Here is a 24031-nt window from a genome sequence, read left to right as displayed (position 1 = left end):
AGCGTATTCAATGTTTGAAACATTATTTAAAACTTACTGATTTCTATTCTGTTAATCTGCTAAACCTGAACCTATGGAAACTAACAATAAGACTGCGCTGATTACCGGTGCAACAAAAGGCATTGGCTATGAACTGGCCAAATTGTTCGCTAAAGACAACTATAACATCATCATGGTTGCCCGTACGCCAGAGCGCCACGGCAGCATAGAAGAAGAATTTGCAATGCTTTACCCACAGGGTAAGTTTCACTACATTGAAAAGGATCTGAGCCGCGACGGCGCTGCTGATGAACTATATGAAGAAGTTAAAGCCCTGGGATTACAGATTGATGTGCTTGTCAATAACGCCGGAATTGGAGAAGCAGGCCCTTTTATCGAAACGGATCTAAAGAAGAATCTGGAAGTGGTCCATACCAACGTCATCAGTCTGGTTAGTCTTACACATTATTACCTGAAGGAGATGGTGGCCAGAAATGAAGGGCGCATTCTGCAGTTAGGCTCTGTCGCAAGTTTCAGCCCCAACCCATTGCTTTCGGTGTATGCGGCATCAAAGGCTTTTGTCCGTTCCTTCACAGAAGCAATCATCAATGAGATTAAGGATACGAAGGTAACCATGACCTTACTTGCGCCAAATGCAACAGACACGGGTTTCTTCATCAATGCAAATGCGGAAGATACCGTTGCCGGCCAGGGTGAAAAAGACAGTCCTGCGGATGTAGCGAAGGCAGGCTACGACGCCCTGATGAAAGGTGAAAACCGCCTGATTTATGGATTACCAGCAAAAGCAATGGTTACCATGGGCAATGTATTGCCTGATCAGGCACAAGCTGCCATGGCAAGAAAACAGTTTGAAGAAAAGAAAGATTAACAGCACATACTTACAATAGAAGAAGGCGGCTAACACAAAATGTTAGCCGCCTTCTTTTTAACGCATCAGCCTGATTATGGCTTCAGGATCACTTTCACGCAATCGTCTTGTTTTTCATCAAAGATCTTGTAAGCATGTGCCACATCACTTAATGGTAGATTGTGGCTAATGATGTCATCAAGAACAACTTTCTCCTGTGTAACCAGGTCGATAAGATGATCAATATAATTTAATACCGGCGCCTGTCCCTGCTTGATGGTAATACCTTTATCAAACATACGGTGTACCGGGAAGTTGTCGTACGGACTACCGTAAACGCCAACAATAGAAACGGTACCACTTCTGCGGACGGCTTTAAAGCAAGCTTCCATGACTTTAATGCTACCTTTCTGAAAGTTGATCGTAGATTTCATCTTGTCCAGGATGTTACGCTCCGGTTCAAAACCAACAGCATCTACACACACATCTGCACCACGGCCGCCAGTCATTTCACGGATGGCTTCCACCACATCTACTTTGTGCGGGTTTAGCGTATCCACTTTGTTCACCGCCTTGGCTCGCTCCAGTCGGTAATCTAAGGGATCAATCGCAATCACGCGACTTGCACCATTGATCCATGCTGCTTTCTGCGCCATTAATCCAACCGGACCGGAACCGAAAATCGCAACCACTTCCCCACCTTTAAGCTGCGCCCAGTCTATAGCCGACCAGCCTGTAGGGAAAATGTCAGTCAGAAACAAAGCTTGTTCATCGGTAATGTTGTCTGGTATTTTTCTCGGACTGATGTCTGCATAGGGTACCCGGACGTATTCTGCCTGACCGCCGGAGTAGCCACCATAAAGGTCGGTGTACCCGAACAGCGCCGCACCTTTTTGGTCTGCCAGATCGCCGTTAGGACCATAATGTTTGTAGTTGGAGTTTTCACAATGTGGCGAAGCGCCATGGTTGCAGAAGAAACAAGAACCACATGCAATCGGGAAGGGTACAATAACGCGGTCACCCTTCTTCAGGTTTTTAACGGCGGGGCCTACTTCCTCTACAATCCCCATGAATTCATGACCCATGATCATGTCGGTAGGTTGCGGAACGGCGCCACTTAAAATGTGTAAATCGGAACCACATATTGCGGTTGAAGTGACCCGGAGAATAACATCTCCGCCTTCTTCAATGCGGGGATCGGGAACGGTATCGTAGCTGATATCGCCTGGTTTGTGAAATACTGCTGCTTTCATAGTGTAGGTTTATGGCTATTCGCCTGGATTGTTGATTTGTTTTAAATTTAGTACCGGCGGACCCGTAATTACCTGGCCTTTCAGGTCATAGCGCCCGCCATGACAAGGGCAGTCCCAGCTTTTTTCAACTGCATTGAACTTGACAATACAGCCTGCATGGGTACAGGTCGGACTTAACGCCGTGATCTGACCTTGCGGATCTTTATAGACCGCAATTTTCTGACCTTTGAAATTCACCACCTCCCCGCTGTCCGGAGCCAGTTCTGCGAAAGATTCCATATCTGCTGTATTGAAACGGTCAGCAATAAAATGATAGCCCACGTCCACTTTCTCGGCTACAAAATCTTTGAAGCCCGCTACAGGTTTCAGCCTTGATGGGCTGAAGAGTTCCAGGTATTCGTTGGCCTGTCCAAGAATGGCATCCCGCAACACTTTTCCAGTGATCGTACCCAGGATCATGCCGTTACCGCTAAATCCTGTGGCCACAAAAGTGTGATCATTACTGCCCGGCATCTTGCCGATAAATGGTAGCCCATCTGCTGGAACATAGTACTGTGCCGACCAGCGATAGTCAACACTTTCCACATAATAGTATTGCCTTGCATACGCTTCCAGCGCCTCAAATGCTGCCTCAGGGTTTTCGTGTGCAGTTTTATGATCTTCACCTCCGAGTATCAGGTAAGGTTGCCCGGCTATGTTATGTGTGCGGATATAATGATATGGGTCCTTCATGTCATACGCCATGTTCTTTGGATAGTCGCCATTTTTAAGCTTCACGCCAATCACATAACTACGGTAAGGAAAGCATTCTACATCGAAAACAGTCAAGCCCGGAGGCATATGTGTCGCATACACCAGGTTTTTGCCTTTAATTTCAAAGCGATCTGTGTGCGCAATCTGCAGGTCTTCTTCGCTGGTGGTTTTTCGTACAAAAGCATTTTCAACGATGGTACCCCCTAATGACTGAAAGGCCTTCGCAAGGCCTATGCAGTATTTCATCGGATGAAACTCCGCCTGATCATTGAAGTTCACCGCAAATTCAAATGGTACCGGAATGCCATTCTCCCGAACTTCCACCGCCTCAACGCCAGCCCTTCTTGAGGCTTCCAGCAGTTTAAGGAGGGACTTGGTCTCTTGTTCCGTTTCTGAATAGATCACACCATCTTTCAATGCGAAATCACATTCAATCTGGTACTTTTCGATAAGACTTTGCACAATGGCAATGGATTCTTTTGCCGAGTTGGCGAGTGTCTTCGCGCCATCTGCACCAAAATCCTGTTCCACCTGATGGTAGTCGGTATCAAAAAAAGTATTGATGTGCGCCGTGGTTCCCCCGGTAGTCCCGAAGCCGAGATTGTGGCCCTCAAGGATGATGCACTGGTTGCCTTGTTCCTGCAGCATTAGCGCGGTTGTGAGCCCGGCTATGCCACCGCCAATGATGACAACATCATATATGGTTCCTGAATAAACAACTTCTTGCTGCTGATTAAGCCCTGGCTGCAATTGCCATGGACTTACCGTTTTACTATCTCTTGGGTTGAGGTTCGCCTGGTTCATAGGTTGTATTGGAAGGTTTAAAAGGAAACGTACCGCGCTCCGGAATTGTTTACTTTTGCTTTGTGTTTATCAGAAACTTATTCTTCTATACCGGCATAGCCCTGGCCATAACAACGGCCTTTCAACCACATCGTGAATGGGCATCAGCAGAAACAAAATCAAGCATCCAAAACCCGCTGCAGCAGGATACCGCCACATACAAAGAGGACTTTGAAGCTTCGGCAAAAGGCAGTTATGCGCCCGGCGATCTGGACCTCACAACCGGAAGCTGGCACCTGAACAATGCCTTGATCGGCAGCGCTGTTGCCGACCTCAAGCATGGCAGCCGCAGTGTGCGCATGAAAACCGGCAGCATTGCCATGAACTTCGACCTGCAGCACATTCAGCAGGTTTACATCTCCCATGGCGTATATGGCCAGGATCGGACATCAACCTGGAAGCTAATGCTCTCCGTAGATGGTGGTAAAAATTACAGCCAGGTTGGTGCAGCAATCACTGAAAAAAAACACAACTTGGTAACGGACACCTTCAGCGTTAAGCCTTTCTACAAGATGCGGTTCCGAATTGAAAATACCGGTTCTAATGCTGCAGCAAGGATAAACCTGGATGATATCACGTTCGTAAAAGTAGATCCTGCGGTAAGCACCATTGATACCAGCAAGTTAGCCGACCTAACCGCACCGACCTCCGAGCATACCGGCACCGCTACGCTTTCAGGCAAAACGCGAGGCCTTGTGTATGATGTAGATATACAGCCTGAAAAAGGAGACAACAGCAATATGCTGTTTGGCAATCCCTCCAGAGCATCATCAACCACTCCAGAGAACTACTACCTGGATCTTAAATATTACACGCAATCTTACAGCCGGAGCAAGGCGATCCCCAACTGGGTGAGCTGGCACCTGGATGCTACGACAACAACCCGGATTGCCGACCGGATGGATAACTTTGCGGGCTTCAGCGAGCTGCCGCCGGAGTTCTTCGTGGTTACCAGCAGCAGCTATGTTGGTTCCGGGTTCGACCGTGGGCATAATTGTCCCTCGGCCGATCGCAGTAGCTCGAAAGCCGCGAACAGTGCCACCTTTCTGATGACCAATATGGTGCCCCAGGCACCAAGGAACAACCAGCGCACCTGGGCCAACTTTGAGAGTTACCTGCGAAGCCTGGTGGATGCAGGCAACGAAATCTATATCATCATGGGTAATTACGGTACCGGCGGCATTGGCAGCAAAGGTCCGGCAACAACCATCGCCAATGGTAACATCGCCGTTCCGGCACATCTGTGGAAAGTCGCGCTGATCCTTCCGCAGGGGAACAAAGACCTGAGCCGCGTAAATGCAAACACCCGGATCATTGCCATCAGCACCGCTAATGTAAATACGATTGACCCCGACTGGCGCAAGTACCTCGTGACGGTAAATGACATTGAGAAGGCGACGGGCTACGACCTGCTTACCGCATTACCCGAACGGCTGCAGACGATTTTAGAACAGCGTAAAGACAACGTAAACTAGTGCCTTGCCCTCCAGGGAGGCCAATTATGATTAGCGCCCATTTTTATTAAATTTGCTTCATTCACATCTATTAAGAGCTATTAATATGACATATAAAGAAAAATTAAGCCAGATCCGTGCGCAAATGAAAGCGGATCAGGTTGAAGCTTACATCATTCCCTCCGCAGATCCACATATCTCAGAATACTTACCTAAACATTACAAGTGCATTCCCTTCGCTTCTGGCTTTCGTGGCTCAGCAGGCACATTGGTGATTACACATGATTTTGCCGGCCTGTGGACCGATTTCCGCTACTTCGAACAAGCAACAGAACAGCTTGAAGGCAGCGGCTTTGAACTGGTAAAACAAGAAGTACAGCATGCACCTGAATACATCCAGTGGCTATCTGGCAAGCTTGCTAAAGGCGCAAAGGTTGCCGCAGATGAAAGATTGGTATCAATTGCGCTAGGTGAAATGATCAGTGGAAAATTAGGACTTAAAGGCATCACCCTGGTCGACCGCGACTACCTGGGTCCAATATGGTCAGACCGTCCGGCACTACCTGCTGAACCAGCTTTCTTAATAGATACAGAACACATTGGTCAGTCTGTTGGTTCGAAGATTACAGCTGTAAGAGTGGAACTGGCGGCAAATGATGCCGACTACCACCTGATCTCTTCGCTGGATGATCTAGCCTGGTTGTTCAACATCCGCGGCCGCGATGTAAGCTACAATCCGGTTGTGCTAAGCTTTGCCTTGATCAGTCAGGATCACGCAAAATTATTTCTGGATGAGCATAAACTTACCGACGAAGAGAAGTTGACCCTGTTGAAAAATGGTGTCGAAGTATGTGCATATGGCGAAATTGAAACGGCCCTTGCAAGATTACCAGAAAACAGCTCCATCTTCATCGATCCGAAAAGAAACTGTTATGCTTACCTGAAGTTAATTCCAGCTTCTGTGCGCGTCATCAAAGACACGAATCCATCTACAAACCTGAAAGCTGTTAAAAACGATACGGAACTTGAAAACACCCGTATTGCCATGACCAAAGACGGTGTGGCCATTACCCGCTTCCTGAAATGGTTGTCTGAACAAATTGGCAAAACCCGCATTACAGAACTTTCTGCAGCAGCGCAGTTAAGAAGCTACCGGGCAGCACAGGAAGGCTTTGCAGGCGACAGCTTCAATACCATCAGCGCTTATGCCGCCCACGGTGCACTTCCACACTACTCCGCATCTGCAGAAAGCGATGCAGAAGTGAAACCGGAAGGCTTGTTCCTGGTTGATTCGGGTGGTCAGTATTTCTATGGTACCACAGATATTACCCGTACCATTCCGATGGGCGAAACCACGGAAGAGGAAAAACGTGACTACACCCTGGTACTAAAGGGGATGATCGATGGTTGTAAAGTGATGTTTCCGCAAGGCACATGTGGCTACCAGATTGATGCCATCACCAGAAAGCCCCTTTGGGATCATGCGGTGAATTATGGCCACGGAACCGGTCACGGTGTTGGTTATTTCCTGAATGTTCACGAGGGTCCACAGGTGTTTAACCCAACGGCAAACCCTGTAGCGCTTGAACCAGGTATGATCACCTCAGTGGAGCCTGGCGTATATCGCCCGGGTAAACATGGTATCCGGATCGAAAATCTGGTGAATACCGTGGTTGTCGATCAGAATGAATTCAATGTCTGGTATGCTTTTGAATGCCTGACCATTGCACCGATCAACACCTCAATTGTTCAGAAAGACTTAATGGAGCAACACCAGATCGACTGGTTGAACGACTATAATGCTTTAGTATTTGAAAGACTAAGTCCACACTTATCCGCTGAAGAAGCAGCGTGGCTTAAAGCGGAAACGCAAGCCATTTAATTCGGCAGACTGATTTTTCCCATTGCAACAGCGGGTTGGCCTTCAATATGAAATGCCGGCCCGCTTATGCATTCATTCGCCAATAAGGCAAACAAAACGGCTTCTTTCGCGTCCGGATTCAAATCCAGGATTGCCGTGCTCTCCATCTTCACACCCAGCTGTTCTTCCAGATTACGGATGAGCAGTGGATTGTGCATCCCGCCCCCACTTACATACACCCTAAACTTCGTGCCTGCCGGAATTGTAGCTTCAAGTGCCTTAACAATACCGATGCTACTGAACTTCGCCAAGGTTGCAAGCACATCTGCATGGGCTATACCTTGCTGAGCCTGACCAACGTCATCATGTGCCACGAACGCAGCTCCCGATAGGTCCATATCTTTAAGTACCTGCTCCAGATGCTGTAGACTGAAGACCTCAGGACCTGTCGTTTTCGGAAAATCGAGTGCAAAGAAAGGAAGTTCCAGCAGTCGTTGTAATAGCCCCTCATGTACCTGCCCACTCAATGCAATCTCCGCATCTTCGTCAAACTGCTTTCCAGGGAAATGCTTCTGTACGTATTGGTCCATCAGCGTGTTGCCCGAGCCTGTATCCGTAGAAAAAACGCCAGGTAGGCCTAAATTTTGAACATCCGCATTCAAAGCCGGCAACCAGGTGAAGTTGGCAATGCCGCCAATATTCAACAACACGCGGTGTACCTCCGGATCAGAAAACATCAGGTAATCTCCATACAATGCCAGCGGCGCACCTTCTCCCCCTGCAGCAATATGCTTTTGGCGGAAGTCGCTCAAGGTGATGATGCCTGTTTGCACCGCAATATGGTCCGCATCAGCAATTTGTAAGGTCGCATTTCCGTAAGCTTCCTGCTGGTGTTGAAAATACGGTGCATGGAAGATGGTCTGTCCATGGCTGGCGATAATGTCTACCTGTTCATTGCTGATGCCCCATTCCTGAAGGGCCTCATTGATGAGCGCGGCAAAGTAGGTTCCCAGCCAGGCATTGATCAGGGTTACATCCTGCAAGTCCACCTTCGCTTTAGAACTGATCGGTTTCAGTCTTTCCTTTACCTCAGGCGGATAGCTTACCGTTTTAAACTGCAACAGCGACACTCTGGCGCCGGGACCGCTGCCTTCAAATTTGCAAACAGCGATATCAAGGCCGTCCAGCGAAGTGCCCGACATCAGTCCGATAATGGTTCTTGAAGGCGCCTGTGCAATGTGAAATAGCCTGGTAAGATCTTTATGCATGCCTAAAAGTCAATTACAATTTTACGATTGGGATAGTCGAGTTTGTTGCTCTTCCGTTTTCCATAACCACTGAAATGCATGATGTTCGACTGATCATCAAACTGATCGTAAAGCACGCTGTTGGTCGTTTCAACCCGCTTCAAACCGGGTACCGCTTCAGATTCCAGGTATACAATCGTGGCTTCGTTATCTTTTTCAAAGCCCAGGTAAGTTAAAGCCAGTGTTTTCTGCGGCGTTCTGAAGTTCAGATTGGCTAATATATATTTCTTCACCAGCACATCCATGGCCTTGTGCCGGGCCTCAGCAGTTAAGTCCGTTTTTACCTGATAGGCCTTCGCCAGTGCGAGCTCAAAATCATCGGTAAAGAGCCTGCAACTTACTTCAAGCGTGTTTGTCTTCGAATTATAGTTGATGTCGGTCGAACTTACGTGAAAGGGGTGGAACGCTTCAGCACTCAGGTTTATTGGCGCAAGGCAGCCCAGTATTAGGTAACAAATTAATAGCGGTCCGCGCATTCTCTTTTGCATAGGTCAATTCTTTTTTCGGTTTACAAAAAAACACTATAAATTTAAACATTCCATAAAAAACAATAATGAAGAAACTCTACATCTCTTTGCTTATTGCCGGTGTTGCCTTTCAGGGCCTAAAAGCACAAAACATCCAGAATAACCCTGGAAGTAATCACGGTAATAAGTTCGAACAACTGGGAACCATCCTGACTACACCCAATGAGCAGCGTACTGCAAGTGGTGCACCAGGCGTGAAGTACTGGCAGCAGCAGGCTGACTATGACATTAAATGTACCCTGGACGAGAAGAACCTGCTTCTTAAAGGAACCCAAACGGTAACTTACACCAACAACTCTCCTGACGTGCTTACCTACATCTGGCTGCAACTGGACGAAAATGAGCACAGCACTTCTAAGAATGCTGATTACCAATCCAGCAGCAGAATGCCATCCATGTCTACCACGCAAATGGTAGATCGTGCAGCAGCAGAAAGCCAGGAAAACGGATATGGGGTAAACATTACTTCCCTTACAGATGCTTCAGGTAAAAAGCTAACCTACACGGTAAACAAAACCATGATGCGTGTGGAAATGCCACAACCATTGAAATCAGGACAGAAATTTGTTTTCAATGTGGCATGGGATTACAAAATCACAGACCGAATGGTACTTGGCGGACGTGGTGGTTACGAATTCTTCCCTGAAGACGGCAACTACCTGTTTACCATGGCACAGTGGTATCCAAGATTATGTGTGTACAGCGATTTCCAGGGCTGGCAAAACCACCAGTTCACCGGACGTGGCGAATTCGCACTCACCTTCGGTAACTTCAAAGTACAGATTACCGTTCCTGCAGACCACATCGTGGGCGGTACCGGAGAGGTAATCAACTACAACGCTGTACTTAGCCCTGCACAGTTAAGCAGATACAAACAAGCAACAACTGCAAAAGCACCTGTTGAAATTGTAACCCTTGCAGAAGCTAAAGCGGCAGAAACCAAGAAAAGCACGCAAACTAAAACATGGGTGTTCCAGGCACAGAATGTACGTGACTTCGCATGGACTTCATCAAGAAAGTTCGTTTGGGATGCTATGGCACAACCTGTAGAAGGTAAAAATGTAATGTGCATGAGCTTCTATGGTAAAGAAGCCTATGGTCTTTACAGCAAGTTTTCAACTAAGGCCGTTGCCCATACCGTGAAAACATATTCTGATTTCACCTTCCCTTATCCATACCCTACTGCACAAAGTGTTGAAGCTGCGAATGGAATGGAGTACCCGATGATCTGTTTCAACTACGGCCGTACCGAAAAAGATGGCACTTACAGCGAAACATCTAAAAACGGTATGCTGGGTGTAATCATCCACGAAGTTGGTCACAACTTCTTCCCAATGATCGTAAACAGCGATGAGCGTCAGTGGACCTGGATGGATGAAGGATTAAACTCCTTCCTGGAATACATGACCGAGGAGCTTTGGGACAACAAATTCCCTAGCAAAAAAGGTCCTGCTTATACCATCGTAGATTACATGAAATTACCAAAAGATCAATTGGAGCCGGTTATGACCAACTCTGAGAACATCGTACGTTTCGGACCAAATGCATATTCTAAGCCAGCAACTGCTTTAAACATCCTTAGAGAGACCATCATGGGTCGCGAGCTGTTTGATTATGCTTTTAAAGAATACGCAAGAAGATGGGCTTTCAAACACCCTACACCTGCAGATCTATTCAGAACTATGGAAGACGCCAGCGGCGAAGACCTGGATTGGTTCTGGAGAGGCTGGTTCTACAGCACAGATGCCTGCGATATCTCCCTGGATTCTGTTAAAGTTGCAAGACCAGACTTCAACGGTAAAATCCCTGCACCAAGAACAATCAATGCGCGTGTAGATAAACCACAGGTGAATGCTTTTGAAGACATTTCTAAAGTTAGAAACCGTGAAGACAAACGTATCGTGTTCTACACAGATCAGGATAAAAACGCAAGAGATTTCTACTGGAGCTATGCACGTGGCACCGTTAAAGTAGACTCTACGCCAACCAAAATGGAATTCGGCAGACAGATCGAGCAATTACCAGCTGCGGAACAAGCTAAATATGCTGGAAAATACTTCTACGAAGTTAACTTCAGCAATAAAGGCGGATTGATTATGCCAGTTATCGTTGAGTTTACTTACAAAGACGGTACGAAAAAACTTGATCGCATTCCCGCACAGATCTGGCGCCATAACGAAAAGAATGGCTCGAAGTTCTACGTTGAAGACAAAGAAGTGGCTTCAATTAAACTGGATCCAATGCGCGAAACCGCTGACATTGATGAGTCTAACAACGTTTGGGGTGGTGAAGCTAAACCTTCAAAATTCCAGTTATTCAAACAAAGTGGCGCTACTGCAGCCCGCGGCCAGTCCGTAGGCACAAACCCAATGCAAAAAGCAGTTAAGTAGTCGTTTACCACAATAACAAAAAAGCTCCGGATCGCATGATCCGGAGCTTTTTTATTATATCGTCTTAACCGTTAGAGTCTATAAGGTAGTAGTTTCCTGGTTTGCAACAGATTGCTCCAGCTGCGTATACCACTCCAGGCCATACTTACGGATGAGTGGACCTTTTAGAAACTGGTACACGGGCACTTTCAGCTCACGACCAAAGGAACAGGCATCACTGCAGATGCTCCAACGGTCATAGTTCAAGACCTCAAACTCCGGATACTGCGTAATTCTTATTGGGTAAAGGTGGCAGGAAATCGGCTTTGGCCAATCCACTAAGCCCTGCTCATAGGCTTTCTCTATCGCGCATTTGGTAATACCATTTTCAAAGGTCACATAAGCACACTCTTTATTCCCGTCTACACATGGTGTCGTCAGGTCGCCATCCATATCAAGCACGGACGTGCCGTATTCCTCAATGGCAGCAATACCCCGTGGTGCAAGCAGGTGTTTGATCTTTGGGTAAATGTCGGCCAGAATTGCCTTCTCTGCATGCTCCAGCGGCGCCCCCGAATCCCCTTCTACACAGCAGATCCCTTTACATTTATTCAAATTACACACGAAGCTCTCCGAGATCAAATCCTCATGTACAAGGGTATTTTGTACTTCTATCATATCAATTGATTTTGGCAAGCGGGTACTTCAGCCCATCTGCCGATGAAATTTCCATGGTAACAGCCCCAACCAGAATTTCAACCTGAGCCTTTACAGGCACCCTGTTGCCATCATCTGTTATCCACAGGTATAGTTTACTATCTTTTCTAAAAATCCTTCCTGGCTGTATAGAAGGACTGAATTTTAAACACCTGATCTTACCCAGGTTTGTCTTGATGACCTCACGGCCAACAAAGGCGATCTCCAGCTGGCTGATCTCATCACCCAGGAAATAATTAAGCTTAAACTTATCCCCAATCTTCATCTTGGAGATGTCAAGACTTCTGGCGAAATAATATGCGGAAACGAGATCAAAGGTCTGATTGGTTGGTCCTGTAAAGGTTCCCCGGTTGGAAACCACCTTTCGGGTCTTTTGGTTGAACCGTGCTTTGTCTGTTCTTTTATACCCACCTTCCCGGATGTTCTCCTGGTAGAAGTAAGGGGTTAGGGTTTCCTGATCAATATAAGAGTCGTAATGATCCCTGATCTTGTAAAACACATCGAATGTTCCGGAGGTACGACCATCAACAGAAAGCCGGTATGTGGGTTTGTTTTCAAACTTCATATCGGAGTTCAGGACCTTCAGCGTACCTTCTGCTGCGGTGATAAAGCCATACTTAAGTTTGTACTTAAGAACTTCTCCAGGTTGGAAAACCGGCTGCGCCTGTACAGGCAGCTCCTGTGCAAATACGCTGACGCTAAATAAACTAAGGGATAGGAATAGCAGGAAATGTCTCATGCGAGCATTAAACAAAAAGCTTTCCAATTAATCCTTGCGCTTAAAGATCGGCACTGTGGAGCAGGGTTCGCCATACATGATGCTCTTCGCCACTTTGCTCAACTGTCTGGTAATTTCTACATAAGCAAATACCGGAATGTCGATGTCCGCACAACCTTTAACCACCACACGCTCGTTCAGGTAAGCATTGAAGTCGATCTTTGCCAGCGCTTTACTAAGCAGCACTGCCTCCAGTGTTTCCAGGCTTCCAAAAACAAGCTCATACACATGAGGGCTCAGGCGATTAGACAATAACATATACGCCCAGGTAGGTACAATAGCATCTGCAGAACAAATGATGGCTACGTTCTTCCCAGCATACTGCGACCAGTCGTGCGTTTTAATAAACTCACGGAAATCCTTTTCCCTTAACATCAGGCCATGAAAAAGATTGTCCTTAATATCATAGACCACACGTTCCGCCTGGTTATAATAGGCTTCCAGATCAAGGGTGATTAACCCACTGGATGCTACTTTGTTGACTATATTTTCCTGAATTTCCATTTCTTATAACATAAAAAAACCGGAAGAGCAATTCTTCCGGTTACAAAATTACGTAAAATAAGGTTAATAGAATTTCACCCTATTGTCTTTTATCTTGACTTTATCCTGTAGTGCCTGGAAAGCCGCGCCTAATGAACGTTGCGCAATTCCAAGTGACATGGTTTCTTTTTGCTTGTAAGTATTCGCCAACGGCGCTGGTTTACTGAAGCTGGTTGCTGCATAAGCATAAACACCACGCTCACCATCAACTGGTCCGCCAACCTTGTTCAATGCTGTTCCGAAAACGGCACCAATAAGTTTGTTTTCCTGTGCTGCACCTGGTAGAATTGGGTTCGCAAATACCACGTTTTGTACTGGCGTAACTGGTTTACCTAACTTCTGTGCCACCTGATTGATGTTTGATGCACCTTTTAGCGCAGCATTCATTTTCTCCGTAAGCATTTTAGCTTTCACTGCAGTGATCACCATTGGCTCAATATCCTTTTTCACGGCTTCCATTGGTAACAAGCCTTTTGGACGGATATCCGTAAGCTGTGCAACCACATAAGAATCTTCCATTTGGAATACTTCTTCTAACACATCTCCTTTTGAAGCATCAAATGCTGCTTTGATAATCGGACGTGGGGTATCCAAACCTGGCGCATAACCCTGGCTTGCAGTAATCTTATCAGCAACTGCTACAGTGTAGCCATTTTGCTTTGCTACATCAGCGAATTTCTTGTCTTTAACAGAAGCCAGGAAACTTGTTGCTTTTTTATAAGCAGCTTCTTTAGTTTTCGGACTTGCAGCAAGGTTTTTCTCGATGTAAGCCAGCTTCACCACTTTAGAAGAGCCGATTTGTTTTTCAATTTTGATCAGGTGTACACCGAATTGTGATTGTACAACCTTCAAGTCACCAACCTGGCCATCGAAAGCAGCATTTTCAAATTCAGGAACCATCTGGCCACGGCTAAAGGTACCTAAGTCGCCACCTTTATCTTTAGAACCATCGACGCTGTATTGCGCAGCAAGCTGTCCGAAGTTGCCACCTTTTTGTACCAGTGTTTTTAAAGAGTCTGCAAGTTTAGTTGCAACATCAACACCACCAAGGGTTGCAGGGTTTAAAAGGATATGGCTAGCCTTAACTGAATCCGGTGAAGTACGTGCATTAACAACTTTTGCAAGTTTGTATGAACCATTGCTAAGCACAGGTCCGTAGATGCTGCCAACTGGCAAGGCAAATACTGCCGAGTCTACTGCAGGATCCAGTCTGCCTTTAGTCAGGTAAGTGAAAGGAACTTTAACTTCAGAATTCACAGCAGCAAATAGAGAGTCATTTTTGCTTACCCTTAGGTCCTGCGCCAATTTCTCCACTTGTTTGCCAACAGCTAAAGAGTCCGCTTTCGTTGGATTGATATTGAAAGAAACATAGTTGAACGTACGGGTTTCCGCAGGATTGTCAAAAAGCTTCTTGTGATTTGCATAATAATCATTGTAATCTGCATCTGTAGGTTTTACAGAAGCATCAGCGATGCTTGCATAATCAAGCGACACATAGCTGAAGTTCGCCAGTTTATTCCTGTTCGAATACTCTTCGTTTGCCTCCAGAGAAGTTACATATACGGAGTTCTTAACCAGGTTAGCATATTTTTGCTGCAGGGCCTGCTTCTCGATTTCAGCCTCAAGCATATCCCACTGTGCTTTAAGCTCCGCATTTTTCTGCGCCTGCTTTAAAGAGCCGATTACTGCGGCACGATCCAGCTGACCAGTTTGTGGGTTACCAAAGTACTGCACGATAATCGGGCTTGGTTTGCTGCCCTGATATAAATCAAACAGCTCATCACCGGAGATCGTAAGACCTAAACGGTTGTATTCTTTAGAAAGCACAACGTTAGCAACTTCAGCATTCCATACGTTTTCAACCGCCATGGCCTGCATTTGCGGATTTGCAGCACCGCCATATTGTTGTCTGAACTGTGCTTCTGTTTGTTCTACCTTCCGGCCAAAGTCTTCAATGCTGATATCTTCACCATCTATGGTTCCAACAACCCGCTGGGATTCTGCCCAAAATGGCTTCCCAGTACTAACCACATCACCTAACAAAAATGCAACAATTGCGAAACCGATGGCGCCAATCAAAATGTAGCCTGCACGATTACGCAAAAATGTCATTAAACCCATAATAATCTGTATTTACTTTTTTTAAGAGGGCGCAAGATACAACTTTTGCGAAAAAAAGAAAACCTTATAATGGTATTTGAATAAGTAATTAAAAATTAGCGCGATATAGCGCCAAACGGAAGCATTTTATTGGGTAAGATCGCCCTTAATATAGGTCTCCCCATAAGCGTTCTCGAAGGCCACAGTGCTGAAATCTTCGGGTGCCGTGAAGTTGATGGCGTTGATCACCGTACCATCTGGTTTGGTGATTATACCTTTCGGAGAAGTGAAGGTTTTGGTGTTCTGATTCCACACCAGTTCCTCCGTATTGAAGGTTAGATTGGCATTTATGACAACTACATTTTTACGGAAAATCGTAATCTGTTCCGTCTCTTTCATGATGGCATACTCGGAAGTAATCGTGCCCTTGGAGGCTTGTAGCTCGTCGTAGAACTCCACCTTTACGCCCTTCGGCATTTCCTGATAATTGCCTCCGGTTTTTGGAGTCACCTTATCCAGCACAGGTGCGAAACCTTTTGCTTTTACTTTAGCAGAGTCACTATAGATGACCTCCGCGCCAAAGGTGCGGTTTGCATTCAGCGCCTCCTGTTGCAGTTTAACGGTTTCCACCTTCTTCAGTTCATCATCGTTGCATGCAGTAAACATCATAATGCTTATGCATGCAACTAAAACCCGATGGAAACACCTGCTTTTCATTAATCGAACTTGAATCGTTGGAACCAGCGATCGTTCAGGGTAAAGCCTAAATGGAAGTTAATGAAGTTCTCCTGAATCAGGCTGTTGGTTAATGCACCACGTTTACCGATTTCTGTTGTGAAGTTTATCTTGTAGAATGATCTTCGTGCCGGCGATGGTGCCAGTGGAAAACCAAAGCCGAAACTGATTGCCGACTGCTTAATATCCTGATCATTCAGCTGTACATAGGTCTTATCATAGCTAAAACCAACACGGTAGTCTACACGGTTCCAGTAACTTCCAATAGAAGTGATATCCGGTGTAATCTGGCCACCGGCAGAAAACCCGTAGGTATCCTGCAGCTGCTGATTCACGTCACCAATAGACAAATCCGACCACTTACCCCGTCTGTAGTCTGCACCGATTACCCAAACGTTATACTTTTGCAGGGAAATACCGAAATTATGCATCATCGGCATTTTCATCTTTAATGAAGAACCCTCTGTATTGGATAACTGATCCAAATACGGCGTTTCATCGCCCGTCGTCGGATTCTTGGTGTACTGTGATGCCACAATCGAACGCTTCGAGTTGATGCTCGAACCTGCAGTTCCGGAATAGCCCATGGTAAAGGAAGTCTTGCTGTTGAAAGGGATATTATATTGTGTGCCGTAGCTGAATGCAACACCACCAATACTGTTTTTCGATTGTACTCTTGCATTAACCACATTAGGATTGCCCAGTTCATCTGTCTGGTTTACCAATTCTGAAGAACCGGTTTGTAACAGATTACCAAAGATATACTCTGCATTTGCACCCAAACGGAAGTGGTCGCCGATTTGGAATCCATAGCCCAGATAAGCTTTATTCAAGCCACCTTCACCAGAATACAGGTAATCGATCTGCTCCGGACTGCTACCTGCTGCCGAACCCAGGGTTGCCCGGTTCTTAAATTCATAACCCAATTCCGTGTATGGAAGAACACCCACGCTCAATGCCGAACCTCTGGATACAGGGAAGGCAAGCGTAACATGGTTTAAGGAACCATTGAAACTGCGTTCACTTACATCATCTTTCTTAAGGTTCATGATCGTTCCGCTGGCGCCAATATCTGCCGTAGTTAAGGTAATCCCCGCATAAGATGCAGGATTCTGCATATTGATGTTGCTATAACCAGTAGGACTGAATATCGCAGTAGAAACACCACCCATTGCCCGGAATTGCGGCAACACCAAGGGTTTTACGTTCCCTAATCCAAACTTAGAGTATGGCGATTGTGTCGTTACCTGCGCTTTTGCCGCGGTGCCAAAAAGCAATGCCAATACAGCTGCGGTATAATTTATCTTTTTAAACATATTCAAATGCAATGACTTCATTTAATCCTTTAAGTACCAGATATGGATCATGAATGATCTGCGGCGCAAAGATGCTGTTTTTAAACTGCTCCAGCAAAAATCTCGCATCCCCTCCGGTAACCATGATTTTCAACGTATCGTTTTCTTTATATTTCTGATTTATAAACCCTTCCAGTTCGCTGGCCACACCTTGTAACACGCCGGAAATAATCGCCGTCTGCGTGTCCGTCCCGGCCGGTATTTCCGTGTTTCTGTCCCACTTCAGGTGCGGAAGATTTCCGGTATAGTGCGCCAGTGCATTAAACCGCATCTGAATGCCAAGGCTGATACTCCCTCCATCATACCTGGCATCCGCCGAAAGGTAGTCGTAGGTAATACAAGTACCCAAATCAATGATCAAACAGGCGGTATTGGCATACAGGCGATGCACAGCCAGGAGCTTTGCCCATCTGTCCAGACCTAATGTACCAGCTGATTTATAGTTGTTTTGGATTCCGGTATTCTTTTCAACAGAAAACGGGATGTATCGTGTATTTGCTTGCAGAAAAGTCACCAGGCCATCCTGCGCATGGTTAACATTTGATAGAATCGCACAATCCACATCATATTCGGTAATCAAAGACTTCAGCAGGGCTTCATCGATGCTGGGGAATACTTCATGGAAGCGCATTTCCCGATCTTCGAACACAGCAACCTTGCTATTTGTATTACCGATATCGATGGTTAGATTACGCATTCACCATTCCAAGAATGGATTCAAATATGATTAAGCCATCCTGATTATCTAATATTGGATCAGCAGCACGCTCTGGGTGTGGCATCAAACCAAACACGTTACGTCCTGCATTACAAACACCAGCGATATTACCGATAGAACCGTTAAGATTCGACTCGCTGCTCATATCGCCATTTGCATCACAGTAACGGAAAAGTACGCTGTCCGTATCGTTCAATAACTTAATGGTATCCTCATGTGCGAAGTACTGGCCCTCACCATGTGCCACAGGAATCTTTAATAAACGGTCCGGATTAGCTAGTCTGGTCAGCATGCTGTTGGTTGTCGCAACTTTCAGATAACTGTTCCTGCAGATAAATTTCCGGTTTTCGTTGTGCAATAAGGCGCCAGGTACCAGGTTCGCTTCTGCTAGGATTTGGAAACCATTACAGATACCCATCAGGTATCCACCATTGTTTGCAAATCGTACCACTTCCTGCATAATTGGAGAAAAGCGTGCAATTGCGCCTGACCTCAGGTAGTCACCAAAAGAAAATCCTCCTGGCAAAATGATAAAATCTGCACCTTGCAAATCGTGATCTTTATGCCATAAACGAACAACTTCCTGACCAAGAATATGCTCTAAAACATATATAACATCTTGATCACAATTGGAACCAGGGAAAACTACTACGCCAAATTTCATGATACAAAGCTATCAATCTTTAGCAAGTTTCAAGGGGTCAAATTGTTAAAAAAAGTTAAACGAATAAAAAGTACTGTATGGCTAAAACCAGTATCAGGAATAGACTTTCATAGAACCAGCGCTTACTTGCATTGGAAAAATAATAGGCAAGCAACACCGCACCCGGGGGCACACAAAGGAGAAAATGGTACAGCCGGAAATTGGGTTTCGTGTAGAAACTGATGATTGCACAGATGAACATGAAGAACAACATCTGGAAAGCTTTTCTGGTGCTGATGAAACTCCTGAAGAAATTATCCCGCAGCTGGATCATGGCAAGCACCATCATCACACTAACCGGTACCAGCACCAGGTAATCATTGTAATTGATCTTGAATGTTGCCGGAAACTTGTTCGCCAGCGGCAGCCAGATCTTATAAAACATACCCAGATTATCATTCAGGTAGTAGAACACCCCGAGAAAGAAGAAAATGGTAATGAAGCCAACCAAACCCGATACCCATTCTCTCCAGCTGAAGGAACGGTATAAAAGCAGGGAAAGCCATAACATCAGCAACATCACGATAAAGGGAAAGTAGATCAGGGTGCCAACGGCGATGATCATTCCAATATCAAACATGATCATGATGACATTCTGTGACTTCCCGATTTTCAACAGTTTATCCATCATCCAGATCAGCAGGAAATTACAGATGAGTGTTGGACTTAACACCAGGAAGGGCATAAATAGACTGGCGCCGGTAATGTAAAGCAGCGCCGGCAGGTACCCTGGTTTTGGTAATAAACCGTGATTGTTGATGATAATGTTGAATATGATGGCCTGTATAAAGATGATCAGGCCCGCAGCAATCACATTGGTCGTGGGGCTGAATGCGCTGGTTAAGGGAATCTGCAGGAAGAACTTGGTGTACGGCTCCAGAAATTCAAAGTTCAGCGCGTCAGGTATCTCCACAAGAAGTACAATCCGCATAAAAAAAGTATACGCGAACAGCAGGAGTAAGTTTATCGGATTTGACGTTCTGAATTGATTGATCATGTGCGGCTAATTAAGCATTTTATCTGGCAAACTGTTTGACCAAACGGTCGATTACCGAAGCGGTTTCATCTGGATAGTCCACATGGATCACGCGACCATGATCAATCCATTCTTTAAGTATCGGCAACCAGTTTTTGTTGCTTCCCCAGATTACCGGTATGCCGAACTTCTTTAATGCGAAAGCGTTACACTGCTGTTCATATTGAAACTTCATGGGCACAACCAGCAATTTCTTACCGAGAAACAGCGCCTCCGCCGGGCCTTCAAAGCCGCCACCGGTGAGTAGGCCGGTACAGCTCGCCAGACTGGCATTGTATTGTTCATTGTTGATCAGATTGACCTGCACATTCTTACTTGTATATCCAACGATCGCATGTTTGGAAAACACCTGCCATTGCACATGCGGTAGCTGATGGAGAATGGGAATCAGAAACTTATCATCAATTGCGGGTAAATACACCGTGTAGTGGCCGTCATCACGCACCTGCAGCTCACGGATCTGGGATCTGATCACCGGCGTGTTGATGAAATGGTCATACTTTTCAAAGTGGAAGCCTACATAGTGACTTGCCGGTGCATAGTATTTCAACACCAGTTGCGCCCAATCGATACTTTTGGGGCGTGGTACGTTCCTCGACTGAAAAGAGGCCTGGTGACTTAGGCCCACGCTTTCCAGGCCTTTACGTTTACATGCCCAGGCCGTTACAGGTTCAAAGTCGTTAATGATTAGGTTGTAATCCTTAAGGGGTAGCTTGTTCATATCCCGGACAAAGCGCGGCAAATTCATGCTGCGCCAGGTCTCATAATGATTTACACCACCCTTCCTGCCGAAAATGAAACTAAAGCCATGCAGCTCATACTTTACATTTTCAATCAGACTGACATCCGCCTGCGTACCGCTGATCAGTAAATCAAGGTTGCCATACTGCTGAAGCAAGGGAACAATCGCTCTCGCACGGCTGATGTGCCCGTTGCCGGTTCCTTGAATTGCATAGAGAATCCTCATTAAGTACTTAATCCCCTAGGCTTGCGCCACACGAACTTTGTCTTTACGCTTTTCTGAATACACTGCAAAGCCAAGGAAAGCAATCAGCAAAATACTACCTGCCATGGAAACTTTCTCACCCATGTAGTAAGATGTTGGTTCAAACTTAAATTCAACAGTGTGATTTCCGGCTTCCAGCTGTGCTGCACGAAGTACATAATCCGCACGGAAGTAAGGCTTCTTCACTTTGTCGACATACATATTCCAACCCTTGTCATAATAGATTTCGGAGAATACGGCAACCGCATCATTCGGCGAACTGTACGAATACACCAGGTGATCCGGATGGTAGCTATCAAGCTTAATCATCGATGTCGGCGCACCAGGACCAACTTTTTTCAAGTCAATAAGCCCCTTATACCGCTGATCAACAATCGCCTCACGCTTTGGATCAAAGCTGTTAATCGCCTTCATCTCCTCGTCAGCATCTTTCGCAAACTCAATTTTCTGCACGAACCATGCATTTCCTGCTGCAGTATTGTTTCTGGACATCTTGTATGCGCCAGTCTGACGATCCTGTGTAATCACATATTTTGTGTTCAGCATATCCAGGGCATCCTGGTTGATGCTTTTTGAGAACTGCTTATCGATAAGCTCCTGGTAGCGTTTCAACTTCGCTGCATGATATCCACCAACAGTTTTATGGAACTGCGATGCACTTGCATCCTGGAACGTAGAAATCGTTAAATCCATCACCCTGAAGTTCGGATCCTTGTCGGCAAGAATAAAAGTATCCACATCTCTGGCCTGAAAGTGGTTCTCCAGATCAGATTTGCTCGCGAAATTATCTTTATTCAGGTACCTGCGATCCACCTGCCAAAGGTCTACCAGCACCAGAATACCAATCAGTACATACACGAATTGCATGTTCATTTTTTTGGTGAATAGTGCCCATAGTAAACCATATGCCAAAGCGATAAATAACACGGTACGCAATGCGTCTGCTCTCGCAATGTCAACACGATCAGCAATCAGGGCATTCGCGATTTTCTGCGCCATGGCAGTGTTATTCTCCATGATTTGCGTTAAAGCCTGAACAATCTGCGGGTGGTTAGCGCTGGTAAAGCTAAACAGTGCCGTAGGCATAATGGCAACCAGCAATGCAAAGCCACCAGTGATGGCAGCAGCCATAGTTAATTTCTTAACCAGCTCCTTTTGCTCGTATTTACCTTCAGTCTGTGCTTCACGTAAGGCTAAGAAGGCCAAAATTGGAAACAGAAGGCCAACAATAGCAAGGATAGATTCTACAGCACGAAACTTGTTATATAGTGGGAAGTACTCAAAGAACAGGTCAGAGATCAGCGGGAAGTTCCGGCCGAAAGACAGCAACATGAACAGAATCGTTGTACCTAAAATCCACCACTTGATGCGGCTTCTTACGATCAGCAAACCAAATACAAACAGGAAACAGATGATCGCCCCAAAGTAGTAAGGACCTGATGTGCCTGGCTTTTCGCCCCAGTATTGCTGCATGCCCAATTGACCTGCAAGCTGCTGAATAGCGCCAGTAGGGTCTCCACCGGTAACTTCAGCAAGGGATTTGTAGAGGTTGCTTTCTGGTTTTACCAGTTCATCTATACTGGTCGCACCGCCATATAAATTTGGAATCAGGAAAGTGAAACTCTCCCCTACACCCTGGCTCCAGCCATAAGCATACTCCTTAGATAGTCCGTTCTTTTCTTCAGCTTTGTCGGTTGTCAGGTTTGATTTACCACGGTTCGACTGTTCACCATACTCGTAAGTGGTCCACATTGTTCCCGCATTCACCATCAATGCAATTACAGCACCTGCCGCTAAATAGCCAAGCCCCTTGCCTACAATAGCAAATCGCTTGTCTTTAAAAGCATGATAGATTTCAATACCGATGAAGATTAGTAGCGCAATTGCCAGATAGTAGGTCATCTGGATGTGGTTGGCACGGATTTCCAATGCCATGAACAAGGCGAATAAGCTACCGCCAAGCAAATACCTGCCGCGCATACTCATGATGACGCTGGCTAGAATCGGCGCACAGAATGCAATTGCCAACGCTTTGTTGCTATGCCCCGCCGCAATAATGATGAAATTATAAGAGGTGAATGCAAACGCAATGGCGCCTGCGGCAGCAAGGAATGGGTTTATCTTTAAGGTACAGAATAGTAGATAGGCGCCCAGAAGGTATAGCAAAACAACATCTACGGGATCCGGAAGTACTGTTTTGATCAGGTTAATTCCATGGGAAGCAATGTTCATTGGATATTGAACCCAGATCTGGTAAGCGGGCATACCGCCGAACATCTGATTGGTCCAAAGGGGGCCTTTTCCATCCTTTTCCTTGTAGTCCATAATTTCTTTCTGCATCGCCTTTGCCTGCAAGACATCGCTTTGGGCGGGGCCTTTACCCGACAAAACCGGGCTGAAGTATGCAAAACAGATGATTATGAAAAACGCAATGATGGCCAGATGTGTGCCATTCCTTTTAAACCATGTATTCATTAAAGGTTAGTTTAATTTAAATCTAACCCCAAAAATATAAAAAGGAAGGAAATAAGCGCCTAAATGAAAAATTATAAAATATTATTTCACTTCCTCATACTCCACGAAATCACCGAGTTTGTCGGCATTACCCTTCTTCGCTTGTGGTGGTACATAGTCGATGTTGATCGAGCCTTCCGGACTTCGTCGGCTTTGGCGCTGCTGTTGTTGCTGCCTTGGGTCGGCGGCAGACTGCTGCATTTTACTGAACATATTTTTTAGCACAAGTGGAAAGATCAGCCTCAGCAATAACCTGATCAGCCAAAGTACCATTATTGTGATAAATATAAATTTTACTAAACCCATGCTTTACGAACTGTTAACTACAAATATGACGGATTTGCTTTTGCATTATTACATTTATATGGAATTTATTGCATAATGATTACATACGCAATAAATCTCCATGTTAGTCTTCATCCAGGATCTCCGCTACGCGTCCAACTTGCCCATCTTCCAGTCGAACTTTAATCCCCCGGGAATGGTAAGGCGCTGAGGTTAAAAGATTTGCTACAATCCCCTCCGTCAACTTTCCGGTACGCTGATCTTTTTTAAGTATAATGTTTACCGCCAATCCGGGATAAACGTCTTTTCTATTCCTTCCGTCCATTT

At 45.7% G+C, this 24031-nt stretch carries 21 protein-coding genes; 4 read left to right on the top strand and 17 right to left on the bottom strand.

The features are described from left to right. Window positions 1-73: 73 nt before the first annotated feature. A complete protein-coding gene (locus IEW69_RS08935; protein WP_188626500.1) occupies window positions 74-868 on the top strand; it encodes an SDR family NAD(P)-dependent oxidoreductase in 795 nt (264 codons plus the stop codon). A 74-nt stretch (window positions 869-942) separates the two neighbouring features. Here IEW69_RS08935 and IEW69_RS08930 read toward each other — a convergent pair whose 3' ends face one another. Together IEW69_RS08930 and IEW69_RS08925 are read right to left on the bottom strand one after the other, a co-directional pair. Then, window positions 943-2100, bottom strand: a complete 1158-nt coding sequence (locus tag IEW69_RS08930) for a zinc-dependent alcohol dehydrogenase (protein ID WP_188626499.1) — start codon at window positions 2098-2100, stop codon at window positions 943-945. A gap of 15 nt (window positions 2101-2115) precedes the next feature. After that, window positions 2116-3657: an FAD-dependent oxidoreductase gene (locus tag IEW69_RS08925; RefSeq protein ID WP_188626498.1), complete on the bottom strand. Its 1542-nt coding sequence runs from the start codon at window positions 3655-3657 to the stop codon at window positions 2116-2118. Window positions 3658-3719: 62 nt separating this feature from the next. Here IEW69_RS08925 and IEW69_RS08920 point away from each other — a divergent pair, with 62 nt between their 5' ends. Together IEW69_RS08920 and IEW69_RS08915 are read left to right on the top strand one after the other, a co-directional pair. Next, the gene (locus tag IEW69_RS08920; RefSeq protein ID WP_188626497.1) at window positions 3720-5171 is read left to right on the top strand and encodes a DNA/RNA non-specific endonuclease; all 1452 of its coding nucleotides are present in this window, start codon (window positions 3720-3722) and stop codon (window positions 5169-5171) included. An 85-nt stretch (window positions 5172-5256) separates the two neighbouring features. Further along, window positions 5257-7032 carry an aminopeptidase P family protein gene (locus tag IEW69_RS08915; protein WP_188626496.1) on the top strand — a complete coding sequence of 592 codons (1776 nt, stop codon included), beginning with the start codon at window positions 5257-5259 and terminating at the stop codon, window positions 7030-7032. Here the strand turns inward: IEW69_RS08915 and IEW69_RS08910 are convergent. Beyond that, the gene (locus tag IEW69_RS08910; protein ID WP_188626495.1) at window positions 7029-8279 is read right to left on the bottom strand and encodes an anhydro-N-acetylmuramic acid kinase; all 1251 of its coding nucleotides are present in this window, start codon (window positions 8277-8279) and stop codon (window positions 7029-7031) included. The two genes, IEW69_RS08915 and IEW69_RS08910, sit on opposite strands and share 4 nt — an antisense overlap. 2 nt (window positions 8280-8281) lie before the next feature. Then, window positions 8282-8806 carry a DUF6702 family protein gene (locus tag IEW69_RS08905; protein WP_188626494.1) on the bottom strand — a complete coding sequence of 175 codons (525 nt, stop codon included), beginning with the start codon at window positions 8804-8806 and terminating at the stop codon, window positions 8282-8284. Window positions 8807-8871: 65 nt separating this feature from the next. On the opposite strand from IEW69_RS08905, the gene IEW69_RS08900 reads away from it, so the two are divergent. Then, the gene (locus tag IEW69_RS08900) at window positions 8872-11235 is read left to right on the top strand and encodes a M1 family metallopeptidase (RefSeq protein WP_188626493.1); all 2364 of its coding nucleotides are present in this window, start codon (window positions 8872-8874) and stop codon (window positions 11233-11235) included. A 78-nt stretch (window positions 11236-11313) separates the two neighbouring features. Here IEW69_RS08900 and IEW69_RS08895 read toward each other — a convergent pair whose 3' ends face one another. From IEW69_RS08895 to IEW69_RS08835, 13 genes are all read right to left on the bottom strand, one after another. Next, on the bottom strand, window positions 11314-11892 hold the full coding sequence (locus IEW69_RS08895; RefSeq protein WP_188626492.1) for a DUF3109 family protein: 579 nt from the start codon (window positions 11890-11892) through the stop codon (window positions 11314-11316). A gap of 1 nt (window position 11893) precedes the next feature. Further along, the gene (locus tag IEW69_RS08890) at window positions 11894-12670 is read right to left on the bottom strand and encodes a DUF3108 domain-containing protein (protein WP_188626491.1); all 777 of its coding nucleotides are present in this window, start codon (window positions 12668-12670) and stop codon (window positions 11894-11896) included. A gap of 27 nt (window positions 12671-12697) precedes the next feature. After that, complete coding sequence (locus tag IEW69_RS08885) at window positions 12698-13213, bottom strand: DUF2480 family protein (RefSeq protein WP_188626490.1); 516 nt, start codon at window positions 13211-13213, stop codon at window positions 12698-12700. Between the two features lie 63 nt (window positions 13214-13276). Beyond that, window positions 13277-15373, bottom strand: a complete 2097-nt coding sequence (locus IEW69_RS08880) for a peptidylprolyl isomerase (RefSeq protein ID WP_188626489.1) — start codon at window positions 15371-15373, stop codon at window positions 13277-13279. A gap of 126 nt (window positions 15374-15499) precedes the next feature. Next, window positions 15500-16021, bottom strand: a complete 522-nt coding sequence (gene lptC, locus IEW69_RS08875; protein ID WP_229663568.1) for an LPS export ABC transporter periplasmic protein LptC — start codon at window positions 16019-16021, stop codon at window positions 15500-15502. Between the two features lie 47 nt (window positions 16022-16068). After that, window positions 16069-17403, bottom strand: coding sequence for a BamG family beta-barrel-assembly machinery protein (bamG, locus tag IEW69_RS08870; protein ID WP_188626488.1), 1335 nt, complete (start codon window positions 17401-17403; stop codon window positions 16069-16071). Further along, the gene (locus IEW69_RS08865; protein WP_188626487.1) at window positions 17396-18139 is read right to left on the bottom strand and encodes a type III pantothenate kinase; all 744 of its coding nucleotides are present in this window, start codon (window positions 18137-18139) and stop codon (window positions 17396-17398) included. The genes bamG and IEW69_RS08865 overlap by 8 nt, the downstream gene beginning before the upstream one ends. Further along, complete coding sequence (purQ, locus tag IEW69_RS08860) at window positions 18132-18824, bottom strand: phosphoribosylformylglycinamidine synthase subunit PurQ (protein WP_188626486.1); 693 nt, start codon at window positions 18822-18824, stop codon at window positions 18132-18134. Before purQ ends, IEW69_RS08865 begins: the two co-directional genes overlap by 8 nt. Window positions 18825-18879: 55 nt before the next feature. After that, window positions 18880-19860, bottom strand: a complete 981-nt coding sequence (locus tag IEW69_RS08855; protein ID WP_188626485.1) for a DUF6427 family protein — start codon at window positions 19858-19860, stop codon at window positions 18880-18882. A 19-nt stretch (window positions 19861-19879) separates the two neighbouring features. Then, a complete protein-coding gene (locus tag IEW69_RS08850) occupies window positions 19880-20866 on the bottom strand; it encodes a glycosyltransferase family protein (protein WP_188626484.1) in 987 nt (328 codons plus the stop codon). A 15-nt stretch (window positions 20867-20881) separates the two neighbouring features. Then, the gene (locus tag IEW69_RS08845; protein WP_188626483.1) at window positions 20882-23380 is read right to left on the bottom strand and encodes a hypothetical protein; all 2499 of its coding nucleotides are present in this window, start codon (window positions 23378-23380) and stop codon (window positions 20882-20884) included. Between the two features lie 81 nt (window positions 23381-23461). Then, window positions 23462-23725, bottom strand: coding sequence for a DUF4834 family protein (locus IEW69_RS08840; RefSeq protein ID WP_188626482.1), 264 nt, complete (start codon window positions 23723-23725; stop codon window positions 23462-23464). 103 nt (window positions 23726-23828) lie between these two features. After that, window positions 23829-24029, bottom strand: a complete 201-nt coding sequence (locus IEW69_RS08835) for a YwbE family protein (protein WP_188626481.1) — start codon at window positions 24027-24029, stop codon at window positions 23829-23831. Window positions 24030-24031 lie beyond the last annotated feature (2 nt).

Origin of the sequence: Pedobacter quisquiliarum (assembly GCF_014642175.1) — a bacterium.
Taxonomy (GTDB): Bacteria; Bacteroidota; Bacteroidia; order Sphingobacteriales; family Sphingobacteriaceae; genus Pedobacter; species Pedobacter quisquiliarum.
The sequence above is the reverse complement of the archived record's forward strand: the minus strand, read 5'-3'. Positions and strand labels throughout refer to the sequence as shown.